This is a genomic window from Streptomyces sp. NPDC059957, from assembly GCF_042730015.1.
In the GTDB taxonomy this organism is placed as follows: domain Bacteria; phylum Actinomycetota; class Actinomycetes; order Streptomycetales; family Streptomycetaceae; genus Streptomyces.
In genome coordinates, this window is record NZ_JBHWMB010000060.1 from 27,595 (window position 1) to 49,242 (window position 21,648).

Sequence of the window (21,648 nt, forward strand, 5' to 3'; positions counted from 1 at the left end):
CCGCGCGAAGCGTTTCACCGGCCGGGCACGGCCGCTCGCACATGCCGCGCACGGCGCGCTCCCACATGCCCCGCCTCAGCGGCTCCGCACGAACCGCACGGGGACCCCCGGCCGGGCCTGGGCCGCCGCGTCGAGCGCGGGGCCCGGCGGGACGACGCCGACGACCGGATACCCGCCGGTCACCGGGTGGTCGGCCAGGAAGACCACCGGCTGCCCGTCCGGCGGAACCTGAACCGCACCGAGCACCATCCCCTCGCTCGGCAGCTCCCCGCTCCGGGCCCGGACCAGCGGCGGCCCCTCCGTGCGCAGCCCGATGCGGTTCGAAGCGGCCGAGACCCGGTACACCGCCCGCAGCAGCCGCCCCGTCACCGACTCCGACGCGAACCAGTCGGCCCGCGGCCCCAGCCGCAGCGGCAGCACCAGTTCCGCAGACGGGCCCGGCGCCGCCGGGGCGTCCGCCCCGGCCACCGGATCCGGACCGGGCGCGCCCACCGGCAGCAGCGCCCCCGCCGACAGGACCGGCGGGCCCAGGCCCGACAGCAGATCGGTCGAGCGACTGCCGAGCACCGGCTCCACCGCGAACCCGCCCCGCACCGCCACGTAGCCGCGCAGTCCCGACTCCGCCCGGCCCACCTCCAGCTCCGCCCCGGCGCGCAGCAGGACCGGGGCTCCCCAGGCCGCCGCGCGCCCGTCGACCCGTACCGCGCAGGGCGCCCCGGTGACCGCCACCACGACCGGACCGCCCACCGCCCGCAGACCCACGCCGTCCAGGGTCGTCTCCAGCGTCGCGGCCCCCGGCGGATTGCCCAGCAGCCGGTTCGCCAGCGCGTGCGCCCCCGTGTCGAGGGCCCCCGAACGGGGGACACCGAGGTGGGCGTACCCGGGCCGGCCCAGGTCCTGGACGGTGGTCAGCGCGCCCGCCCGTACGACCTCCAGCCCCCTCACGGCGCCGCCCCCGCCCCGGCGAACCGCACCCGCACCCCCGGCGCGAACAGCGCGGCCGGCTCGCGCGCCGGGTCCCACAGCACCGCGTCGGTGGACCCGATCAGCTGCCAGCCTCCGGGGGAGGAGCGCGGGTAGACCCCCGCGTACTCGCCCGCGAGGGCCAGCGAGCCCGCCGGTACCGCCGTACGGGGCGTCGCGCGCCGGGGCAGGTGGAGGCGGGCGGGCAGCCCCGTCAGGTAGCCGAAGCCGGGGGCGAACCCGCAGAAGGCCACCCGGAAGGTGATCGCGCCGACGATGCCGGGCACCTCCCCGGGGGACACCCCCCACAGCGCGGCCACCTCCGCGAGGTCCGGACCGTCGTAGCGCACCGGGACCGTCACCGGGAGAGGCCCGTCGGCCGGCGCCGGCGGGGCGACCCGCCAGCGGGCGATCCGGGCCGCGAGGGCGCGTGGCTCCCGTACCCCGTCGAGCAGGACGGTCCGGGCCGCCGGCACGATCTCCCGTACGCCGCCCAGCTCGCCCGCGTCCCGCCGGCGCAGCAGCTCCGCGTGGAGCGCGGCCACCTCCTCGGCGGAGTCCACCTCCAGCAGCAGCGCCCCGGCGCCGGCCTCCAGCGCCCTCACGCGAAGGCCTCCACCCGGACCCCGGCGCCGCCGAGCGCCCCGCGGACGCGCAGGGCCAGCTCCGCCGCCCCGGGGGTGTCCCCGTGCAGGCACAGGGAACGGGCGGCCACCGGGATCCGGGAGCCGTCGGCGGCCGTCACCGCGTGCGAGGCGGCCATGTCCACCGCGCGGGCCACCACGGCCTGCGGGTCGTGGAGCACCGCGCCCGGCTCGCCGCGCGGTACGAGGGTGCCCGCGGGGGTGTAGGCGCGGTCGGCGAAGGCCTCCGGGACGGCCGCCAGCCCGGCCCGCCCGGCGGCGGCGAGCAGCAGGGAACCGGGCAGCCCGAGCACCGGGAGCCCGCCGGGACCGGCCGCGAGCAGCACGCCGGCCACGACGGCTTCGGCCTGGCCGGCGTCGTGCACGGTGCGGTTGTAGAGGGCGCCGTGCGGTTTCACGTACGACACCCGGGAACCGGCCGCCCGCGCGAAGACCTCCAGCGCCCCGATCTGGTAGGCCACCTCGTCGGCCAGCTCACCGGCCGGCACGTCCATGGAGCGGCGGCCGAAGCCCGCCAGGTCCCGGTACGAGACCTGCGCGCCGATCCGCACCCCGCGCGCGGCCGCCAGCTCGCAGACGCGGCGCATGATGGACGGGTCTCCGGCGTGGAAGCCGCAGGCGACGTTGGCGCTCGTGACGACGGACAGCAGGGCCTCGTCGTCGGTCAGTGTCCACCGCCCGAAGCCTTCGCCGAGGTCGGCGTTGAGATCGATCACGGGGCCGGCCGCCGGAGATTCCGGCGTGATCATGGAAGCCATGCGGTGAGCCTAGGGGGTGTCTTGTCGATCAGGCCGGATCAGGGAGCGGGGTCTGGTGCCGTGGATCGCAAGGCGGAGGAGGGAGTCGACGCGGAGCGTCGGCGAGTGACGACAACGCGGCGAGGCGCGGTGCCAGGCGCCGCGAGCCCGGCCTGATCGACAAGACACCCCCTGGGCCGTCTCTTCGGGATCCAGAACGGGGCGCGGGCCGCACTCAGGCCGCCGGCGGGAGGATCGGGCGAACCATCCCGTTTGGGATGTTGTCAGGGTCAGCGCCTAGTCTTTGCCCGTGACTCTCCCTGCCCCGGCGAAGACCCTCCCCTCTCCGGCGTCGGGCCCGGCCGCCGACGAGGGCCTGGCCCGGCGGCTGCGCGCGCTCGCCTGCACCGCCCCGCTGCACGACCTCGACGTACGCAAGGCCAATCTGGCCGGCGAGTACGGGGTCTACGCGATGGCAGAGGTCGCGCTCGCCGCGATCGACCTGGTCACCCTCAACATGGACTTCGACACCGGCGCGGACCACGAGCAGATAGTGGCCCGCCTGCTGCCGCGCGTCGCCGCCCAGGCACCGGCGCGCCCCGCGGCCGAGCACGAGCGGGTGGCCCGCTGGGTGCTGGAGAACCTGATCAACGTCGGCAGTGTCGACCGCGGATTCCGCGCGATCTACGGCACGTTCGGCCCGGACGGGGTGTACGTACGCCGCGACTACGACTTCAAGCTGATCGAGGAAGTCCCGGGCTACGGCGGCGCGGTGTACCTGCGCACCACCGACGAGGCCGTCAACGTCCTGGTCGGCGCCCTCGACACGGACGTGACCAGCGCGCAGATCGCCGCCGAGGTCAAGCTGGAGGTCCTGATCAGCCGGGGCCGGCTCGCCGACGCCCAGCTCGCCGCCGAACAGGCCCGCTACCGCACCGTCCAGTACGCCGAGACCCTGCGCCGCACGCTCGACGCGACCCGCCGCAACGTGCGGGCCGTCGACTGGCTGGTGACCGTCCCCGACATGATCGCGGAGGCCCTGGACCACGTCGCCGACCGCTACCGGCACGAGAACGCGATCCTGACCAACATCCGCAAGGCCCGCGACGAAGCCGAAGAGCCCGACAACAAGCGTCGCGCCGCCGAGCTCGTCGACATCGTCAAGGACTGCATCCGCCGCCACACCCAGCTCCAGTCCCGACTCCTGGACGCGGGCCCGCTCTTCCGCGCCGAACAGGACCGCCAGGCCTTCGCGGCCCCCGCGCCGCGCTCCGGGATCGACCTCTACGGACAGCTGGTGGCCCCCACGCTGCCGCTCCCGGTCGCGCAGGCCATCCGGGTCACGGACGCCTTCTTCGCGTCGGGCGCCGGCCTGCGCACCCCCGTCTCCGTCCGCGTCGCGGACCTGGTGGAGATCCTGCTGACCCCACCGGTGGAGCGCGAACACCTCGGCGTGGAGATGCCGGAGCCGGACCTGATCGCCACCCCCGACGACAGCCGCTTCAGCGAGGAGCAGCTCGCCGCCGCGATGGCCCTCCTGGAACTCCCGCACGACGCCCCGCGCCGCCTGTCCGGCCTCCTCGCGGAAGCCCGCCGCTCCGACCCAGACCTCCCCTACCTGGTCGCCCTGCTGGCCGTCCACGCGGCGAGCCCGGCGGTGGGCACCGCGTACCGCCAGGGCGAGGAGCGGCTTCTCTTCGCGGTCGACGACGGCACGGAACTCGAAGACCCCGAATTCGGCGGCGCGGACCTCATCGTCGGCACCGCCCTCCTGGACGCGGCGGCCATGACGGCGGACCGCACGGAGGCGGCGTGACCCCGCCCTCACCGAACGGGCCCGCCTGTCCCGCCGCCGCACGGCCCCAAGCGCACGCCCGTACGCGAGCCGCTGCCCCGCACCACGCCCGTGCCCGGCGCGCCCGCCCCCGCACTCGTACCTGTACCCGCACCGCCGAGGAGACCCACCCGTGAGCGACCACCACGCCGAGCAGCACCCCGCGTGGAGCGAGCCCGACGCGTACGAGGCACCGGCTCCGGTTCAGGCCCACGCACAGGCCCCGGTCCCGGGGCAGGCCCCGCAGGGACCGCAGGGCCCCGTAACCCCGGCGGACGCCGCGGACGCGGCCCGCCTCGTCGCGTTCGGGCTCCAGCCCAAGCTGCTCCCCGCCCGCGACGCCGAGTACGCCGAACTGCTGCGCCGCTACCGCGAGGACCCCGCCTTCGCCCGGCTCGCCGACGCCGTCGCCACCGGCCTCGGCCTCGTCGTCCTCGAGGTGTCCTCCCGCGCGGGCATGGCCGTGGCCGCCGGAGAGGACTCCGTCTTCGCCGTCCGGATGGGCGACTACGCCCGCCGCACCACCGCCGACTCCGCGGACCGCTTCCTGCACGGCCTCGCCCACCTCGCCGTGGCGGCCCTGGCCTTCCCCCGCCCCGAGGACCTCGCCGACGACGGCTACATCGGCCGGATCACCGTCAACGGCGTCGACGCCTTCGTCCGGCAGACCTGCCGCCGGCTGGAGGAGCGCGCCGAGGAACTCGGCGAGAACACCGACCCGGCGTCCGACGCCCCCGGCCTGGAGGCGGCCTGGCGGGTCTACGCCCGTCGCAGTGCGACCGGCGCCACCAAGGACGCCCGCCGGCTGGCCGGTTCCACCACCGGCATCGTCGGCAAGGCCGCCGCCTTCCTCACCGACTCCGGCTTCCTCCAGCGCACCGGTGACGAGGCCGGAGGCACGTACCGGACCACCCCCCGCTACCAGCTCCAGGTCCGCGACATGGCGGGCAGCGCGGCCATGGCCGAGCTCCTCGACCTGGGCGTGGTCGCCGTCAGCGACGGCTCCGCCAGCCTGCTGCCGCCGCCCGAGGGCGACGACCTCGAACTCGCCGCCGACGCGGGCCTGCCCTTCCACGCCTGAGCCGCCGCACCCCGCCGGGCCACCCGCGACGCCCGCCACCCGTCCCCGTACGACCTACGAAAGACCACGAGAGTCCGCCGCCATGTACGAGCTGTCCCGGATCCGTCTCTACTCCATCGGGCCCGCCGGCGCGCGCTACGCCGACACCGTGCTCGACCTGCGCGGAGTCGGTGAGCCGGTGCCCCATCCGGCACCCGCCCAGGCGGAGTTCTTCGAGGACGAGCCCACCGGCCCGCCGCGCCGCCCCGCGCCCGCCGGCGTGCTCTTCCTGGAGAACGGCGGCGGCAAGTCCGTCCTGCTCAAGCTGATCTTCTCGGTGATGCTGCCCGGCCACCGCAACACCCTGGGCGGCGCCAGCTCCGGCGTCCTGCGCAAGTTCCTGCTGGCCGACGACTGCGGCCACGTCGCGCTGGAATGGCAGCACACCCAGACCGGCGAGTGCGTGGTCGTCGGCAAGGTCAGCGAGTGGCGCGGCCGCCAAGTCTCCAACGACCCGCGCAAGTTCGCCGAGGCCTGGTACTCCTTCCGCCCCGGCCCGGGCCTCAGCCTGGACAACCTCCCGGTGGCCGAGGCCACTTCTGTGCGCCCGCCCGTGGAAGGCGTCTCCGGCGCCCAGGGTCGGCGCCGCACCATGAAGGGCTTCCGCGACGCCCTGACCGAGGCCGGCAAGGCGTACCCGCACCTCGAGGTGTACTTCGAGGAGATCCACGACCGCTGGAACGAGCACCTCACCGAGGTCGGCCTCGACCCCGAACTCTTCCGCTACCAGCGCGAGATGAACGCCGACGAGGGCGAGGCCGCCGGCCTCTTCGCGGTCAAGAAGGACTCCGACTTCACCGACCTCCTGCTGCGCGCCGTCACTGACACCCGGGACACCGACGGCCTCGCCGACCTCGTCCACGGCTTCGGCAACAAGCTCGGCCGCCGCGCCGAGCTGATGGCAGAACGGGAGTTCACCGCGGGCTCCGTGGACCTCCTCACCAAGATCGTCGAGGCCGCTGCGGCACGCTCCCGGCTCCGTGACGTCCACGCCGGGGCCGAACGCCGTACGCGCACCCTCGCCCGGCGCCTGTCCGCCCGCGCCGGCGAGGAGCGCGGGCGCGCCGCCGACCTCGCGCAGCGGGTCACCGCAGCCGCCCACCAGGTCACCGCAGCCGAGTCCGCACGCACCCGCAGCGCCGCCGTCTCGGCCGAACTGGCCTACCGGCACGCCTCGCTGGCCCTGACCGTCGCCGACAAGGCCGCCGCCGCGCAGCGCCGCGAACTCCTCGAAGCCCGCACCCTGCACTCCGCCTGGCAGGCCGCCGAACACGTCCTGCGCCACCGCTCCGCCGCCGACCGCTCCGCCCGGGTCGCCGCCGCGATCCTGGAGGCCGAGCGGGACGCCGCCCCGGCGCTGGCCGCCCGTGCCACCGCCGCCACCGAGCTCGTACGGGCCCTGCACGCCGCCGCCGAGCAGGGCGAGCGGGCCGCCAACGAGGAGGAGGAGCGTTCCGCCGTCCTCCAGGAGACCGGCGAGTCCTCCCACCGCGCCGCCACCGCCGCCGCCACGGCCGCGCAGCGGGCCCGCAGCGAGGCCGAGCACCTGCGCGCCCGTCTCGCCGAGGTCCAGCAGGAGACCGCCGAGGCCGTCCGGGCCGGCTGGCTCGACGACTCCGCCCCCGACGCCGACCCGGCGCGCGCCGCCCTGGCCGCCGCCGACGCGGAGAAGACGGCCGTGGCCGCCTGGGACGAGTCCCGCGAGGCCTCCCGCGCAGCCGCCGAGGCCGCCCGCGAGGCCGCCGCGGCGGAATCCCGCGCGGAACTCACCGCCGCCCGCGCGGCCGACGCCGCCGACGCGGCCGAGGCGGCCCACGACGCCGAGCACCGGGCCGCCACCTCCCTCGCCTCCGCACCGCGCCTGGCGGCCCTCCTGGGCCTCCCTGACGCCCCGGGAGCGACCGGGGCGGGCGGTGGTGCGCCCCAGAGCGCTGCTCCCCAGGGCGGTGCGCCCCACAGCTCCGCAGGATCCCCCGCACCCACCGGCGCCGAGACCGCCGGGCTCACGGTCGCCGACCTCGACCGGGGCGCCGACGAACTGCGCGAACTGCTGACCCGCGGAGTCGCGACCGCCGAACGCCAGCTCTTCGACCTGCGCACCGCCGCCGCCGACGACTCCCGCATCCTCGGCGCCCTCGGCGACGGCGGCCTGCTGCCGCCCGGCCCCGACGTCCTCGCCACCGTCGAGTTCCTCGGCGAACACGGCATCCCGGCCCTCCCCGGCTGGCGCTACCTCGCCCAGTCCGTGGACCCGGCCGACCACGCCGCCGTCCTCGCCGCCCGCCCCGAACTCGTCGACGGCGTGGTCATCACCGACCCCGACACCCACTCCCGGGCCCGCGAGGTCCTCTCCGGCGCCGCCCTGCTGCCCCGCTCCACCGTCGCCGTCGGCACCGCCGCCGCTCTGCTGGCGCCGGTTCCCCCGGCCGGCGACGCCACGGGGTCCGGCATCTTCATCGTCCCGCCGAACCCGGCCATGCACGACGAGCACGCCGCCGACGAGGAGCGCCAGGCGCTGCGCGCCCGCGCCACCGCCCGCGACACCGAGATCCGCGAGCTCGCCGCCCGCCTGTCCGGTGACCGCGAGCTCGCCGCCCGGCTGCTGTCCTGGCGCACCGGCTGCCCGCCCGGCCGCCTCACCGAGCTCGCGGAGCAGGCAGCCGCCGCCCGCGGCTTCGCCGAGGAGACCGACGCCGAGCTCGCGGAGGCCCGTACCGTACGCGCCGAGGCCGACGAGGCCGCCACCGACGCAGCCCGCGTCCGCGACGAGCGCCAGGACACCGCCCAGCGCGCCCGCCGCGTCGCGGACGCCCTGGCCGGCCTCGCGTACCGGCTGCGCGAGCGCGCCGGCTGGCAGACCAAGCTGCGCGAACTCGCCGACGACGCCGCCGAGTCCGAGGCCCGCGCCGAGGTCTGCCTCGACCGCGCCCGGGCCGCCGACGAGGACCGCCGCGCCGCCCAGCGCGCCGCCGACGACGCCCGCCGCACCGCCCGCGCCCTGCGCGCCGAGCGCGCCGAGATCGCCGGAGCCCCCGATCCGCTGCCCGAGGGCGACGGCACGGCCAAGGCCCCGCTCCCGGCGCTGCGCGAGGCCTACCGCGCGGCCTCCCAGCTCTACGAGAAGGTCGGCGTCGGCGCCGACCTGCGCTCCGAACAGGCCCGCGCCGAGAGCGACGAGTCCGTGGCCCTCGCCGAACTGGACCGCCTCACCAACAAGGTCCGTACCCGCGCCGCCCAGCTCCTCGAAGGCACCGACGGGGCCGACGGCCCCTCCCGGCAGGCCGCGGCCGCCCGCGCCGAAGCCCTCGTACAGATGCTGGAGACCCGCGCCTCCACCGCGAGCGAGCAGCTCGGCCGGCTGCGCGGCGAGGCCGAACGACACGCCCCCGCCGAGGGCGAGACGCACACCGAGCTGCCCGAGGAGCTGATCCCCGACAACGTCGAGGACGCCCAGGCGATGCTCCGCACCGCCACCGCCCAACTCGCCGCCCACACCGCCGCCGTGGAGTCCGCCCGCGCGGCCCACGCCGACCTGCTGCGCGCCCACCGCACCGCCGAGGAGGGCGCCGGCGGCTTCGACGAGACCGCGGCCATGCTCCGGGACCTCCTGCGGGACCACACCCACCAGGAGGACGAGCAGGAGCCGGTGACCCACCCCGGCAGCCTGGAGGAGGCCCGCCAGTCGGCCACCGAGGCCCGCCGCGCGCTACGGGCCTGCGCCGCCGACCTGTCGGCCGCCGAGGCCGCCGTCCGCGAGGCGAGCGACATCCTGGTCCGGCACGCCAACGCCAACCGCTACGAGCAGGTACGCACCCCCGCGCGCCAGCAGATCCGCGAACTGCCCGCCTCCGCCCTGCCCGAACACGCCGCGGCCTGGGCCGTGGCCTTCGCCCCCCGGCTGCGCGTCCTCACCGACGAGCTGGCGCAGCTGGAGCGCAACCGGGACAGCATCGTGGACCGGCTGCGCGGCCTCGTGGAATCGGCCCTGGCCACCCTGCGTTCCGCCCAGCGGCTCTCCCAGCTCCCCGAGGGGCTGGGGGAGTGGTCGGGCCAGGAGTTCCTGCGCATCCGCTTCGAGGAGCCCGACCAGGCCACCCTCACCGAGCGGCTCGGCGAGGTCATCGACGAGGCGACCCGCGGCGCCCTGAAGAAGAACAGCACCGCCACCTTCGGCGAAGGCCGCCGCGACGGCATGTCGCTGCTCCTGCACGGGGTCCAGGCGGCCCTGGAGCCCAAGGGCATCGCGGTGGAGATCCTCAAGCCCGACGCGGTGCTGCGCGCCGAGCGGGTCCCGGTCGGCCAGATGGGCGACGTGTTCTCCGGCGGCCAGCTGCTCACCGCCGCGATCGCCCTGTACTGCACGATGGCGGCGCTGCGCAGCAACGACCGGGGCCGCGACAAGCACCGGCACGCGGGCACGCTCTTCCTCGACAACCCGATCGGGCGCGCGAACGCCACGTACCTGCTGGAGCTCCAGCGGGCCGTCTCGGACGCGCTCGGCGTCCAGCTGCTGTACACCACGGGCCTGTTCGACACCACGGCCCTCGCCGAGTTCCCGCTGGTGATCCGGCTGCGCAACGACGCCGACCTGCGCGCGGGCCTGAAGTACATCAGCGTCGAGGAACACCTGCGCCCGGGCCTGCCCCAGCAGTTCACGGACGGCGAGACGATCCACGGCGAGATCACGGCGACCCGCATGTACCGCCGCAGCTGAGCCTTCCGACGCGCCGCCCGCTGCGCCGGACTCCGTCCGGCGGGGCCGGGCCGGGGTCCGGCGCCCCGGCTCAGCCCCGCCCCGCGCCCGTCGACGGCGGCCAGATGCCGGTCGCCTCGCCGCGCGCGGGTACGCGGGGCGGCAGGGGCGGCGCCGACCGGGCCTCCCGGCGTGCCTTGCGGCGTTCGCGCCGCCGGCCCCGCGCCGTACTGCTGGGCTCCGAGAGGACCCCGTAGCGCTGGTTCCACGTCTGCCGGGTGATCATGACGTCGAGCACGCCCCACGTGGCCACGACCACCCCCGCTATCGCGCACAGCGACAGCGGGAGCGCCAGCCAGGAGCCGGTGACCGTCAGGAAGAAGGAGATCGTCGCGTCCGTCAGCGTCACGGCGACGATCAGCACCGCCCGCACGGCGGACCTCCGCACCGGGTCCGGCATGCGCCTGCGCCCCGCCGGCTGGTCCACCCACAGGTCCCGCCCCTGCGGCGCCCCGGTCCCCGCGCCTTCGCGGTCGTCTTCGTACCTCTTCGCCATGGTCGGTCCCTCCCCTCCACGAGGCCGCTCATGCCCGCCCCGAACAGGTAGACGCGCGAAGGGGTCGATAGATTCCCGGATCCCGGACGCACCGCGCGCCCCGAAGTGTCGCGGAACGAAGAATTCCAGCCATCCATTCAGTGAGGGGAACCGAGGCCCCACCAAGTGTCATCTGCCACATATCGGGCCGCACTTCACGGGAACTATCGGACAACTCGTGATCTTCGTCCGGGGGTCAGGCCGAAAACGTCCGGACAGGTCTTCGAAGGTGCGCTGTGGCAGTAGTAGGCTCACGCCGTTTAAATGACGGAACACCAACCCCCGGTAACGGGGTTGAGCTGGGGAGGCTGGGGAGGCCATGCGCTTTCGCGGGAAGTCCATCCGCCGGAAGATCGTGGCGTTGCTCCTTGTGCCGCTCGTCTCCCTGACCGCCCTCTGGGGCTTCGCAACGGTGATCACCGGCCGGCAGGCCGTCCAACTGCTCGGTGTCGCCTACGTCATCGACAAGGTCGGCTACCCCGTGGAGGACGTCGTCCGCGTCATCCAGAAGGAACGCCGCCAGACCCTCGTGGTCATCGGCGACCCGCGCGCAGCCGTCGCCAACACCGAGCTGCTCATCAACCGTGCGGCCACCGACGAAGCGGTCGAGAAGATCTCCGCCGACGCCAAGGACCCGGAGATCGCCGACGAACTCGACCCGTCCTCCGCCCGGCACCTGAGTTCCATCCTCGAAGCCTTCCGCAGCATCGGAGCGCTGCGCAGCGCGGTGGACGGGGGCTCCCTCGACACCAATCAGGCGCTGGAGCTCTACAACCGGCTCGTGGACCCCTGCTACGAGTTCCTCATGAACCTCCACGCGCTCGAGGACGTGGAGATGGACAAGCAGGGCCGCGCCCTCGTCGGCATCACCCGCGCCCGCGAGACGCTCTCGCGCGAGGACGCCCTCGTCGCCGGGGCCCTGGCCGCCCGCAACGTCAGCCAGGCGGACATCCGGCACGTCTCCGACTTCGTGGCCAACCGCAAGCTGCTCTACGAGTTCAACCTCGCGATCCTCCCGGCCGCCGACCGGGAGCAGTTCGAGCAGTACTGGAACAACCCGGAGAGCCGCTCCCTGCGCGAGGCAGAGGAACGATTCCTCGTCCAGGGTCCGACCCACAGCCCGCGCAACGTGACCGCCGGCCAGTGGGACGCCGCCGCCGGCAAGGTGCTCGAAGACCTCGCCGTCATGGGCACCGCCGCGGGCGACCGCTACCAGAAGCGCGTCGAGCCCGTCGCCATGGACGTCCTGGTCCAGGCCGCCCTCGCCGGCGTGCTCGGGTTCATCGCCCTCATCGTCTCCCTCGTCCTGTCGATGCGCATCGGCCGCGGGCTGATCCGCGACCTGTCCCGGCTCCGCAAGGAGGCCCACGAGGTCTCCGGCATCCGCCTCCCCGGCGTGATGCGCCGCCTCGCCGCGGGCGAGCTCGTGGACGTGGAGACCGAGGCCCCCCGCCTGGAGTACGAGAAGGACGAGGTCGGCCAGGTCGGCCAGGCCCTCAACTCCCTCCAGCGCGCGGCCATCGAGGCCGCCGTCAAGCAAGCGGAGCTCCGTCGCGGTGTTTCCGAAGTGTTCGTCAACCTGGCCCGCCGCAACCAGGTGCTGCTGCACCGCCAGCTCACCCTGCTCGACACCATGGAGCGGCGCACCGAGGACACCGAGGAGCTCGCCGACCTCTTCCGCCTCGACCACATGACCACCCGCATGCGCCGCCACGCCGAGGGCCTGGTGATCCTCTCCGGAGCCGCGCCCTCCCGCCAGTGGCGCAAGCCCGTCCAGCTGATGGACGTCGTACGGGCCGCCGTCGCCGAGGTGGAGGACTACGAGCGCATCGAGGTGCGCCGACTGCCGCGCCTGGGCATCGGCGGCCCGGCCGTGGCCGACGTCACCCACCTCATCGCCGAACTCCTGGAGAACGCCACCGTGTTCTCCCCGCCGCACACGGCGGTCCAGGTCCTCGGCGAGCGCGTGGCCAACGGCTTCACCCTGGAGATCCACGACCGCGGCCTCGGCATGACCCCCGAGGCGCTCTTCGACGCGAACCTGCGGCTCAGCGAGACCTCCGAGTTCGAACTCTCCGACACCGACCGGCTCGGCCTGTTCGTCGTCAGCCGGCTCGCGCACCGGCACGACGTCAAGGTCCGCCTCCAGATCAGCCCCTACGGAGGCACCACCGCGGTGGTCTTCCTCCCGGTGGCCCTGCTGACGGAGGCTCCCGAGACCAACGGCACCGGCATCCGGCTGGCCGGCGGCAAGGCGCTCGGCGGCCCCGTGGGCACGTCTCGCCAGCGGGCCGTCGCCGAGAGCAACGCCGCCGGCCGCCGGCTCCCGGCCGGCGCCGAACTGCGCGGCCCCGTCGAGCTGGAGGCCCCGATCGGGATGCTGGGGCTGGACGAGCCCGTCCCGGCCCCGGAGGACGCCCCCAGCGGCATCACGGGCCCCGCCGGAACCGCCGGGGTCACCGGGCTCTCCGGGCTCTCCGGGCTCTCCGGAGCCAAGGGCAGGCCAGCCATGGCCACCCTCGACGACGAGACCCCGCCGAACGGCATCTCGCGCAACTCCCTGCTCGGCCTGCGCCCGGCCGGCCGCCCGCACGCGGACCGGCACACCGATCGCGGTGGTCCCCGCAAGGGCGACCGGATCGCGGACCGCATGGGCGAGCGGGCCCCGGACGGCCCCGGCGACCGTACGGGCCTCTGGAAGGGCGACCGGTCCGCCGACGCCGCCGCCGAACGGGGCGGCGCCCGGCTCACCGACCGAGACCCGGGCCGGGAGGGCCTGCGCGACCGGGACCGCGACCGCAGCCGCGATCACCGCGATCACCGCGATCACGGCGACCGCGAGCGGGAGCCCCTGCCGCCCACCGGCCCGGTGCGCCTGGAGCCGGCGCGCGCGGACTCCGCCCGCCCTGACGGCGCCCGCTCGCCCGGCGCCGTCCCGCTCCCGCGCCGCCGCCCCACCCCGACCCTGGTGGCCGAGCACGGCCGCCGCGTGGAGCCCCGTCCCGTCTCGGCGGTCCCGGACCCCGCGCAGGACGCACCGGCCCCGACCGGCCCGGCGCACCCCGCGGCGGCGCCCTCCGGGGCGACCCTGCCCCGCCGGATCCGCCAGGCCAGCCTCGCGCCCCAGCTCAAGAACGCGCCGGCCCCGGCCCCGGCCGAAGCCGCCGCGGACCCCGGGGCCGACCGCGACGCCGAGGACGTACGCCGGCGCATGTCCTCGCTCCAGCGCGGCTGGACCGCGGGCCGGGACCACCACGCCCGGCAGCAGGCGGAGCAGACGACCCAGGCGCCCCAGGCACAGCAGTCACAGCAGACCCCGAAGGCCGCGCCCGCCCAGCAGCCCGACCAGGCGCAGCAGGAGTGGCGACCCGCACCACACCAGTCCGTGACCGAGGCCGGCAGCCCTGCCGCCACCGGTCCCGGCAGCGAGAACGAAGGGGACGGTCGATGACCGCACCGCAGTCCGGCAACGACACCAGGGGCCGCGGCTCCGGCCCGCTCAACTGGCTCCTCGACGAGCTCGTCGACCGGGTCGCCAGCATCCGCAAGGCCGTGGTCCTCTCCGGCGACGGCCTGCCCACCGGAAGCTCCAAGGACCTCACCCGGGAGGACAGCGAGCACCTGGCCGCCGTGGCCTCCGGCTTCCACAGCCTCGCCAAGGGGGTGGGCCGCCACTTCGACTCCGGCAGGGTCCGCCAGACCGTGGTGGAGCTGGACGAGGCGTTCCTCTTCGTCATGGCGGCCGGCGACGGAAGCTGCCTGGCGGTGCTCGCCGACGCCGACTCCGACGTCGGCCAGGTCGCGTACGAGATGACCCTCATGGTCAAGCGGGTCGGTGACCACCTGGCGACCGCCCCGCGCACCGGGCTGCCAGCCGGAGGGTGAGTCGGACGGCATGAGCGAACCAGGCCAGGACCACCCCGCCCACAGCCCCGCCGCCTCCGACGCCGCCTTCGACTCCGCTTCCGGCCAGTGGTTCGACGACGACGCGGGTCCGGTGGTGCGTCCGTACGCGATGACCCGCGGGCGGACCAGTCACGCCGGACAGCACCGCCTCGACCTGATCGCGCTGGTGGTCGCGGAATCCGCGGCGGCCGACCCGGTCTGGGACACGACCCTGTCCCCGGAGCACGCCGACATCCTCGGGCTCTGCCTGCTACGCCCGCAGTCCGTCGCGGAACTCGCGGCCGAACTCGACCTCGCGGTCGGGGTCGTACGCGTCCTGATCGGCGACCTCGTCGACGACGAACTGGTGCACGTGACCCGGCCGGTACCCCCGGCCGAACTGCCCGACGAATCCATTCTGCGTGAGGTGATCGATGGCCTTCGGGCGCTCTAGCCGCACCGGCGCCATGCATGCCGTGACGCCGGTCGAGCCGCTGACCCTGAAAATCCTGGTCGCGGGCGGTTTCGGGGTGGGCAAGACCACCCTGGTCAGTGCGGTGAGCGAGATCAGGCCGCTCCGGACGGAGGAACGCCTCTCCGAGCCGGGCCGCGGCATCGACGACACCGGGGGAGTGGAGGGTAAGAACACCACCACGGTGGCCATGGACTTCGGGCGCATCACGCTGCGCGAGGACCTGGTGCTGTACCTCTTCGGCACGCCCGGACAGAACCGCTTCTGGTTCCTGTGGGACGAGCTGGCCCAGGGCTCGCTCGGCGCCGTGGTCCTCGCGGACACCCGGCGGCTCTCCGACTGCTTCGCCGCCATCGACTACTTCGAACGGCGCGAGATCCCCTTCGTGGTCGCCGTGAACTGCTTCGACGGAGCCGAGCAGTACCCCGTGGTGGCCGTACGGGAAGCCCTGGACCTCACTCCCGAGGTGCCGGTGCTGCTGTGCGACGCACGGGACCGGGAATCGGTGAAGGACGTCCTGGTCGGGGTCGTGGAGCACGCGATGACCTTGGCCAGGGCCCGCCGCCGGAGCCTGACGGCGGGAGCCGAGGGCCCGGCCTGATCCGAGGGGCACGCCCCGGCCCGGTCCGTGACATGGAGGCGGCCCGTACCCCCGCCGACGGGGGTACGGGCCGCAGCTCTCATGGGGGGATCCGGTGTCCCGCCGGCGGCGCGGGACCGTGGAGAGAGTGTGAACCCGCCACTGGGGGCCGTCAAGCATGAGGACAGCAGACGCTGTTCAGCGGCCCACCAGGGGCTGAGCCAGGCCGCTAGCGCACGGCGACGACCGCCGATCCGTGCCCGAACAGCCCCTGGTTCGCGGTGATCCCGGCCCGCGCCCCCGCCACCTGCCGCTCCCCGGTGGTGCCCCGGAGCTGCCAGGTCAGCTCGCACACCTGGGCGATGGCCTGCGCCGGCACGGCCTCCCCGAACGACGCCAGTCCACCACTGGTGTTGACGGGAATGCGCCCGCCGAGCGCGGTCGCGCCCTCCCGTACGAGCTTGGCCCCTTCGCCCTCCCCGCACAGGCCGATGTCCTCGTACCACTCCAGCTCCAGCGCGGTGGACAGGTCGTAGACCTCGGCGAGCGAGAGGTCGTCCGGTCCGAGCGCCGCCTCCTCGTACGCGGCGCGCGCGATCGAGGCCCGGAAGGAGCCGGGCACCGGTACGACCGCGGTGGTCGAGTCGGTGGCGATGTCCGGCAGGTCCAGGACGGTACGGGGATACGTGGGCGTCACCGTGGACACGGCCCGGATCCGCACCGGGTCCGCGACGCCCCGGGAGCGCGCGAAGTCCATGCTGCTCAGCACGAGCGCCGCGCCCCCGTCCGAGGTGGCGCAGATGTCGAGCAGCCGCAGCGGATCGGCGACGATCGCCGAGGCCGCCACCTCCTCGGCCGTCACGGCCTTGCGGTAGCGGGCGTTCGGGTTCAGCAGCCCGGCCGCCGCGTTCTTCACCTTGACCTGTGCGAAGTCCTCACCGGTGTCCCCGTAGAGGGCCATGCGGCGCCGGGCGTACAGCGCGAAGTACGCCGGGTTCGTGGCCCCCAGGACCCGGAAGCGCAACCAGTCGGGATCGTCCGGCCGGTCGCCGCCCGCCGGGGCGAAGAACCCCTTCGGGGCGGCGTCCGCCCCGACCACCAGCACCACGTCGGCCAGCCCGGCCAGGATCTGCGCCCGGGCCGCGCCGATGGCCTGGGCGCCGGACGCGCAGGCGGCGTACACGCTGGTCACGCGTGCGCCCTGCCAGCCCAGCGCCTGCGCGAAGGTGGCCCCGGCCACGTAGCCGGGGTAGCCCGAGCGGACGGTGTCGGCTCCCACGATGGACTGCACGTCGGTCCAGTCCAGCCCGGCGTCGGCGAGCGCGGCCCGCGCGGCGGCCCGCCCGTACTCGACGAAGCTGCGGCCCCACTTGCCCCACGGGTGCATGCCGGCCCCGAGGACGGCGATGTCGGCGACGGAGCCGCTCATCCGGCCACCACCCCCACGGGCCGGAACCGCCACGTGGTCCAAGCGGTGCCGTCGGCATCCTCGTTCAGCACGCCGCCGACCACCTCGACCTCCATCCCGACCGCCAGATCGCCGACGCCCACCCCGTCCGCGGCCTGCCCGAGCACGACCATCCCCTCGGCCTCCAGCTCCACGGCGACCAGGGTGTACGGGGTCCAGGGCGCGTCCGGGTCGGACACGTACGGCGCGGGCGGCCGGTACCGCCCGTCCGTGTAGGACCAGACCCGGCCGCGCGGGGAGAGCGGGGTCTCGGCGAGCTCGCCGCCGCCCGGGCAGCGCGGATTGCGGCAGTACGCGTCCTCGCGCGGGAAGAACACGGCGGAGCAGGCGGAGCACCGGGTGCCCAGCAGGCGGAAGCCGCCGTCCGCGTCGTCCCCGGTGAACCACCCGCTGACCACGGGTGTGCGTGTGCGTTCCAAGACCCCTCCCGAAACCGACATCTGACGAACCGTCAGAAGTCTGTCAGGGAACGAGCGGGAGCGCACCCCCGGGAACGCACTCCTCGCACAGGTTCTCGGCGAGCCACTTCCGCGCGATCTCGCCGAGTTCCGCGTCCCGACCGGCCAGCATCATCCGGATCATCTGCGCGTCCCCGCGCAGCGACCACGCCGGATTGCCGAAGGTGGCGGGGTTGTTCCGCTCGATCAGGAAGTGCGCCGGCCAGGCGGTCCCGTAGCCGATCAGGGGGAGCGCGGCGAGATAGCGCTTCCGGCCGCGCGCCAGCCCGTACACGGTGAGGGCGAGACCGGAAAGGGTGCCGGTGAGATGGATCCAACGGGTGGCGGCGCGGGAGTGCATGGCGACGTAGTAGGGCCAGAACTCCTCGTACGAACTGAATGTCATGCGGGCACGGTACTCAGCGGTGAACGGAGGCGACAGAGACGGGAAAATCGAAATACGTGTCCGGGAACGCCTCCGGTGCGTGGGTGAAATGCCACCACTCCTGAGGCAGGTTCACGAACCCCTGCGCGCCGAGCAGCCGCCCGAGCAGCTTCCGGTGCTCGCGGGCCGCACCCGTCACGCGCGGGCTGTCGGTGTGCGCGAGCGGATCGAAGAAGTCGAACGGGGTCCCCATGTCGAGCGGCCCCCGCCCGAGGCGCGTCAACGTCACGTCGACGGTACTGCCACGACTGTGCCCCGACCTCTCGGCGATGTACCCCTCCGGGATCAGCCGTTCCTTGGCCACCTCCGGATAGAACTCCGCCTTCGTCCGCTGGTCCGCCCCGTCCCCGGCCCACCGCACGAACCGGTCGACGGCCCGCTGCGGCCGATAGCAGTCGTACACCAGCAGCGAATACCCACCGCGCAACGCCTCCCGCTGCGCCCGCCGCAGCGCCTCGGCGGCGGGCCGGGCGAGCAGACAGACGGGCTCGTCATAACCGTCCACGACCGCCCCGGTGAAATTCCCCGACGTGGCGTACCGCATCTCCTGCCCGATGCTCGCATCCACCTCACCCACCGCCACGAACCCACCGCCCGGCGAGGCCTGCCCGGCGGGAACGGCCCGGGGCGGTACGGCCACCGCCCCCGGCGTGACCACCGCCGCCAGCACTCCGAGTGCGCCCGCCCATCCCGCAACGCCAGTCATCCGCATGTCCCTTGGCATACCATCGCCGCATGCCGGCGCACCTGAAGGACTCGCACTGCTCCGCCTGTGGAGCCACGTTCGATACGGCCGACTGGCCCCGTACCTGCCCCTCGTGCGGCACGACGGCCTACCGCAACCCCCTCCCGGTCGCCATCGCCCTCCTTCCCGTCGAGGACGAACTCGGCACCGGCCTGGTGGTCATCACCCGCACCATCGAGCCCGCCCTGGGCGGCATCGCCCTGCCCGGCGGGTTCATGGACTTCGGCGAGGACTGGCGCGAGTCCGTGGTCCGGGAGCTCCGCGAGGAGACCGGCATCCACGCCCCGGCCTCCGAGGTCGCCCTCGCCGACACCCTCAGCTCACCGGCGGGCCACCTGCTCGTCTTCGGCCTCCTGCCCGTGCGCCCCGTCGCCTCGCTCCCGGCATCGGCCCCGACGGGTGAAACCACCGGCTGGCACGTCCTGCGCGGCCCGGAGCAGTTGGCGTTCCCGCTCCACACGAAGGCCGCCGGGGCATGGTTCGAGGGCAGGTACACGCACCCGGCCTGAGGCCCCCGCCCACCTCGCCCACCCGCCCCGTCTCAAAGCCCCCGCAGCACCACCCCGTCCACCCGCTCCCCGGCCTCGTCCTCCACCACCACCGCGTCCCCGGACCACCGCACCACGTACCGCTCCACTTCGCCCGGCTCGAAGCCCGGCCCCGGGTCCCGGATCACCACCCCGCCGCCCGTGCGGCCCCGCGCCGGGGCCCACGCCTCCAGCGCCACCGACCCGTCGGCCGCCCGTACCGCAATCAGTGAGCCGGCCCGTGCCAGCACCGGGATCCGGTCCGCCGGGGCGTCCAGCAGGATCTGGCCCGGCCCCTCGTAGGCCCGGCCCGTCGCCGTGTCGTACCACCGCCCGCGCGGCAACCGCACGGCGCGCCGGTCCGACCCGCATTCCAGCACCGGAGCCACCAGCAGGGCGTCACCCAGCAGGAACGCGTCCTCGCACTCCCGCAGCGCCCGGTCCTCCGGCGCCCCCCACCACAACGGCCGCACGTACGGGGCCCCGGTGCGCCGCGCCAGATGGGCCAGCGTCACGAAGTACGGTCGCAGCCGCTCCCGTTCCGCCAGGACGGCCCGCGCGGCCCGGGTGGTCTCCTCCCCGAACTCCCACGGCTCCCGCCGCCCCGCCCAGATCGCCGCATGGGTCCGGAACAGCGGCAGGTAGGAGCCCAGTTGCAGCCACCGAAGGTACAACTCAGGCGAGGGGAAGCCCCAGAAGCCGCCGATGTCCGGCCCCGAGTACGGCACCCCGCACAGCCCGAGTCCCAGGACCAGCGCCAGCGAGGCCCGCAGCCCGTCCCAACTGCTCTCCACGTCACCGGACCACGTGCCCCCGTACCGCTGCATCCCCGCCCACCCCGACCGGGAGAAGAGGAACGGCCGCTCGGCCGGGCGCAGCCGTACGAGTCCCTCCCAGCCCGCGCGCGCCATCGCGAGGGCGTACACGTTGTGCGCCTCCCGGTGATCCCCGCCGGCCCCGTCCAGCGCGTGCCGCGCCGAACGCGGGAGCGTTCGGTCCCCGAACGGGGCGAAGGAGACGGGCTCGTTCATGTCGTGCCAGACCCCGGCGAAGCCCTGCGCGAGCCGCTCCTCGTACAGCCCGCCCCACCACCGCCGCACCGCCGGATCGGTGAAGTCCGGGTACGCGCACTCGCCCGGCCACACCTCGCCCCGGACCTCCCGCCCCGCCGCGTCCCGTACGAAGGCCCCGTGCGCGCCGACCGAGAGCCCCGAGGCGTGCACCGGGTCGCCGGCCTTCACCGCCGGGTCGACGATGGAGACCAGCCGGACCCCACCGTCCGCCAACTCCCGAGCCAAACCGGGCAGATCGGGGAACCGCTCGCGGTCCACGGTGAAGACCCGGTGGCCGTCGTAGTGATCGATGTCCAGATGGACGGCAGACAGCGGCAGCCCGTGCTCGGCGTACCCCGCCACGATCCGCCGCACCTCCGCGGCGCTCCCGAACCCCCACCGCGCGTGCTGGTACCCGAGCGCCCACTCCGGCGGCACGGCGGCCCCGCCGGTCAGCCCGGACCAACCCTGCAGCACCCGACCGGGCGGCCCCACCAGCACCCAGCACCGCAAGGGGCCGCCCTCCATGCGCAGTTCACAGGAGCCGGGCCGGTCCGCCCCCGAGCCCGCACCCTCCTCGCCCTCCCGCAACACCACCCGGCCGTCCCAGGAGTTGTCGTGGAAGACCAGGTGCGTGCCGGCGTCCGCGACCACCAACTGCACCGGCATCGTGATGTACAACGGGTCCTCGCCGGAACCGGACCCGAACCCGCCCTTGGGATCGGTGTTCCACAACCGGTAGCTCCCGTCCCGCAACCGAGGCCCCACCGCCCGCCCGCCCAGCCCGAACACCCGCGCGTCCGCCGCCACCTCACTGCGCAACAACCACCGCCCGCCCCCGCGGCCCGTACCCCCGCCGTCCGTTCCGCCCCCGCTCCCCGGCCCGGCCGCATCACCCCCGGACCCGGCGGCGCCCACCGGCTCCCACCACCGCGGCGGCAGATCCCGCCGCAGCACCGTCCCGCCGGGGGTCCGCACCTCCACCGCCCCGTGCCGGGACACCGCCACCGTCACGCGCTCGGACACCACCCGCCACCCGCCGTCGGTGTCCGGTTCCAGTACGGCGCGCGGATCGGGTTCCGGCCCGCTGCCGACCACCGCGTACGAGGGCGCCGGCGAGGAGCCGTCCCAGCCCCAGAACACCGCCCCGCCCACGGTGACCCGTACCAGCAGCTCCGAACGGGTGAACCGGAGCACCCCGCCACCCGGCCTGGGCTCCGTACCGGTCAGCAGACCCGGCACCCGCGCCCGCTCCGCGCCCCGGGGCGCGAGCCCCGCCGCGTCCACGCGCCGGTTGCGCCACGCGGAGCGCCAAGCACGCCGCCCCCGTTCGCCGCCGAGGTCCTTCACCGCACGTACCAGCCCACGACCGTCCATGGCGCCCACCCTGCCACCGCCACCCGGCCCAGAAGGCGGCGTTCAACTGCCGTTCACCCGCAAAAGGATCACAG

The 21,648-nt window shown here is 75.0% G+C and carries 17 protein-coding genes; 8 read left to right on the plus strand and 9 right to left on the minus strand.

Features of this window, described 5'->3' with window-relative positions:
- Window positions 1–75: 75 nt before the first annotated feature.
- From ACFWBW_RS31220 to ACFWBW_RS31230, 3 genes are read right to left on the minus strand one after another with little or no spacing between them, the layout of a single operon-like run.
- A complete protein-coding gene (locus tag ACFWBW_RS31220) occupies window positions 76–945 on the minus strand; it encodes a biotin-dependent carboxyltransferase family protein (protein WP_385379535.1) in 870 nt (289 codons plus the stop codon).
- Window positions 942–1,568 carry an allophanate hydrolase subunit 1 gene (locus ACFWBW_RS31225; protein ID WP_385379538.1) on the minus strand — a complete coding sequence of 209 codons (627 nt, stop codon included), beginning with the start codon at window positions 1,566–1,568 and terminating at the stop codon, window positions 942–944. The genes ACFWBW_RS31220 and ACFWBW_RS31225 overlap by 4 nt, the downstream gene beginning before the upstream one ends.
- A complete protein-coding gene (locus tag ACFWBW_RS31230; protein ID WP_385379540.1) occupies window positions 1,565–2,365 on the minus strand; it encodes a LamB/YcsF family protein in 801 nt (266 codons plus the stop codon). The genes ACFWBW_RS31225 and ACFWBW_RS31230 overlap by 4 nt, the downstream gene beginning before the upstream one ends.
- 289 nt (window positions 2,366–2,654) lie before the next feature.
- Between ACFWBW_RS31230 and ACFWBW_RS31235 the strand changes: the two genes are divergently transcribed.
- The 3 genes from ACFWBW_RS31235 to ACFWBW_RS31245 all read left to right on the plus strand — a co-directional run bounded on the left by ACFWBW_RS31235 (window position 2,655) and on the right by ACFWBW_RS31245 (window position 10,012).
- Window positions 2,655–4,160 (plus strand): hypothetical protein, encoded by a 1,506-nt coding sequence (locus ACFWBW_RS31235; RefSeq protein WP_385379543.1) that lies wholly within the window; start codon window positions 2,655–2,657, stop codon window positions 4,158–4,160.
- A gap of 151 nt (window positions 4,161–4,311) precedes the next feature.
- The gene (locus ACFWBW_RS31240; RefSeq protein WP_385379546.1) at window positions 4,312–5,259 is read left to right on the plus strand and encodes a hypothetical protein; all 948 of its coding nucleotides are present in this window, start codon (window positions 4,312–4,314) and stop codon (window positions 5,257–5,259) included.
- Window positions 5,260–5,341: 82 nt separating this feature from the next.
- Window positions 5,342–10,012 carry a hypothetical protein gene (locus ACFWBW_RS31245; protein WP_385379548.1) on the plus strand — a complete coding sequence of 1,557 codons (4,671 nt, stop codon included), beginning with the start codon at window positions 5,342–5,344 and terminating at the stop codon, window positions 10,010–10,012.
- A gap of 70 nt (window positions 10,013–10,082) precedes the next feature.
- Here ACFWBW_RS31245 and ACFWBW_RS31250 read toward each other — a convergent pair whose 3' ends face one another.
- Window positions 10,083–10,547, minus strand: a complete 465-nt coding sequence (locus ACFWBW_RS31250; protein ID WP_385379551.1) for a hypothetical protein — start codon at window positions 10,545–10,547, stop codon at window positions 10,083–10,085.
- 394 nt (window positions 10,548–10,941) lie between these two features.
- On the opposite strand from ACFWBW_RS31250, the gene ACFWBW_RS31255 reads away from it, so the two are divergent.
- Genes ACFWBW_RS31255 through ACFWBW_RS31270 form a run of 4 tightly spaced genes read left to right on the plus strand, consistent with a single transcriptional unit; the run spans window position 10,942 to window position 15,544 of the window.
- Window positions 10,942–14,037, plus strand: a complete 3,096-nt coding sequence (locus ACFWBW_RS31255) for a nitrate- and nitrite sensing domain-containing protein (RefSeq protein WP_385379590.1) — start codon at window positions 10,942–10,944, stop codon at window positions 14,035–14,037.
- Window positions 14,034–14,471, plus strand: coding sequence for a roadblock/LC7 domain-containing protein (locus ACFWBW_RS31260; protein WP_243341589.1), 438 nt, complete (start codon window positions 14,034–14,036; stop codon window positions 14,469–14,471). The genes ACFWBW_RS31255 and ACFWBW_RS31260 overlap by 4 nt, the downstream gene beginning before the upstream one ends.
- A gap of 10 nt (window positions 14,472–14,481) precedes the next feature.
- Window positions 14,482–14,925 (plus strand): DUF742 domain-containing protein, encoded by a 444-nt coding sequence (locus ACFWBW_RS31265; protein ID WP_385379555.1) that lies wholly within the window; start codon window positions 14,482–14,484, stop codon window positions 14,923–14,925.
- Window positions 14,906–15,544: an ATP/GTP-binding protein gene (locus tag ACFWBW_RS31270; protein WP_385379556.1), complete on the plus strand. Its 639-nt coding sequence runs from the start codon at window positions 14,906–14,908 to the stop codon at window positions 15,542–15,544. The genes ACFWBW_RS31265 and ACFWBW_RS31270 overlap by 20 nt, the downstream gene beginning before the upstream one ends.
- 208 nt (window positions 15,545–15,752) lie before the next feature.
- On the opposite strand, the gene ACFWBW_RS31275 is transcribed toward ACFWBW_RS31270, so the two are convergent.
- From ACFWBW_RS31275 to ACFWBW_RS31290, 4 genes are read right to left on the minus strand one after another with little or no spacing between them, the layout of a single operon-like run.
- Window positions 15,753–16,952, minus strand: a complete 1,200-nt coding sequence (locus ACFWBW_RS31275) for a lipid-transfer protein (RefSeq protein WP_385379558.1) — start codon at window positions 16,950–16,952, stop codon at window positions 15,753–15,755.
- Window positions 16,949–17,410, minus strand: coding sequence for a Zn-ribbon domain-containing OB-fold protein (locus ACFWBW_RS31280; RefSeq protein WP_385379561.1), 462 nt, complete (start codon window positions 17,408–17,410; stop codon window positions 16,949–16,951). The genes ACFWBW_RS31275 and ACFWBW_RS31280 overlap by 4 nt, the downstream gene beginning before the upstream one ends.
- A gap of 43 nt (window positions 17,411–17,453) precedes the next feature.
- Window positions 17,454–17,834, minus strand: a complete 381-nt coding sequence (locus ACFWBW_RS31285; protein WP_385379564.1) for an Mpo1-like protein — start codon at window positions 17,832–17,834, stop codon at window positions 17,454–17,456.
- A 13-nt stretch (window positions 17,835–17,847) separates the two neighbouring features.
- The gene (locus ACFWBW_RS31290) at window positions 17,848–18,585 is read right to left on the minus strand and encodes a M15 family metallopeptidase (RefSeq protein ID WP_385379565.1); all 738 of its coding nucleotides are present in this window, start codon (window positions 18,583–18,585) and stop codon (window positions 17,848–17,850) included.
- 23 nt (window positions 18,586–18,608) lie between these two features.
- Between ACFWBW_RS31290 and ACFWBW_RS31295 the strand changes: the two genes are divergently transcribed.
- On the plus strand, window positions 18,609–19,127 hold the full coding sequence (locus ACFWBW_RS31295; protein ID WP_385379568.1) for an NUDIX domain-containing protein: 519 nt from the start codon (window positions 18,609–18,611) through the stop codon (window positions 19,125–19,127).
- Between the two features lie 32 nt (window positions 19,128–19,159).
- Here the strand turns inward: ACFWBW_RS31295 and ACFWBW_RS31300 are convergent, their stop codons facing one another.
- A complete protein-coding gene (locus tag ACFWBW_RS31300) occupies window positions 19,160–21,574 on the minus strand; it encodes a glycoside hydrolase family 31 protein (protein ID WP_385379570.1) in 2,415 nt (804 codons plus the stop codon).
- Window positions 21,575–21,648 lie beyond the last annotated feature (74 nt).

Coding starts and splice junctions, on each gene's coding strand:
- ACFWBW_RS31230 (WP_385379540.1), bottom strand. CDS start 2,365: ATGGCTTCCATGATCACGCCGGAATCTCCGGCGGCCGGCCCCGTGATC.
- ACFWBW_RS31245 (WP_385379548.1), top strand. CDS start 5,342: ATGTACGAGCTGTCCCGGATCCGTCTCTACTCCATCGGGCCCGCCGGC.
- ACFWBW_RS31250 (WP_385379551.1), bottom strand. CDS start 10,547: ATGGCGAAGAGGTACGAAGACGACCGCGAAGGCGCGGGGACCGGGGCG.
- ACFWBW_RS31260 (WP_243341589.1), top strand. CDS start 14,034: ATGACCGCACCGCAGTCCGGCAACGACACCAGGGGCCGCGGCTCCGGC.
- ACFWBW_RS31265 (WP_385379555.1), top strand. CDS start 14,482: ATGAGCGAACCAGGCCAGGACCACCCCGCCCACAGCCCCGCCGCCTCC.
- ACFWBW_RS31270 (WP_385379556.1), top strand. CDS start 14,906: ATGGCCTTCGGGCGCTCTAGCCGCACCGGCGCCATGCATGCCGTGACG.
- ACFWBW_RS31275 (WP_385379558.1), bottom strand. CDS start 16,952: ATGAGCGGCTCCGTCGCCGACATCGCCGTCCTCGGGGCCGGCATGCAC.
- ACFWBW_RS31285 (WP_385379564.1), bottom strand. CDS start 17,834: ATGACATTCAGTTCGTACGAGGAGTTCTGGCCCTACTACGTCGCCATG.
- ACFWBW_RS31290 (WP_385379565.1), bottom strand. CDS start 18,585: ATGCGGATGACTGGCGTTGCGGGATGGGCGGGCGCACTCGGAGTGCTG.
- ACFWBW_RS31295 (WP_385379568.1), top strand. CDS start 18,609: ATGCCGGCGCACCTGAAGGACTCGCACTGCTCCGCCTGTGGAGCCACG.
- ACFWBW_RS31300 (WP_385379570.1), bottom strand. CDS start 21,574: ATGGACGGTCGTGGGCTGGTACGTGCGGTGAAGGACCTCGGCGGCGAA.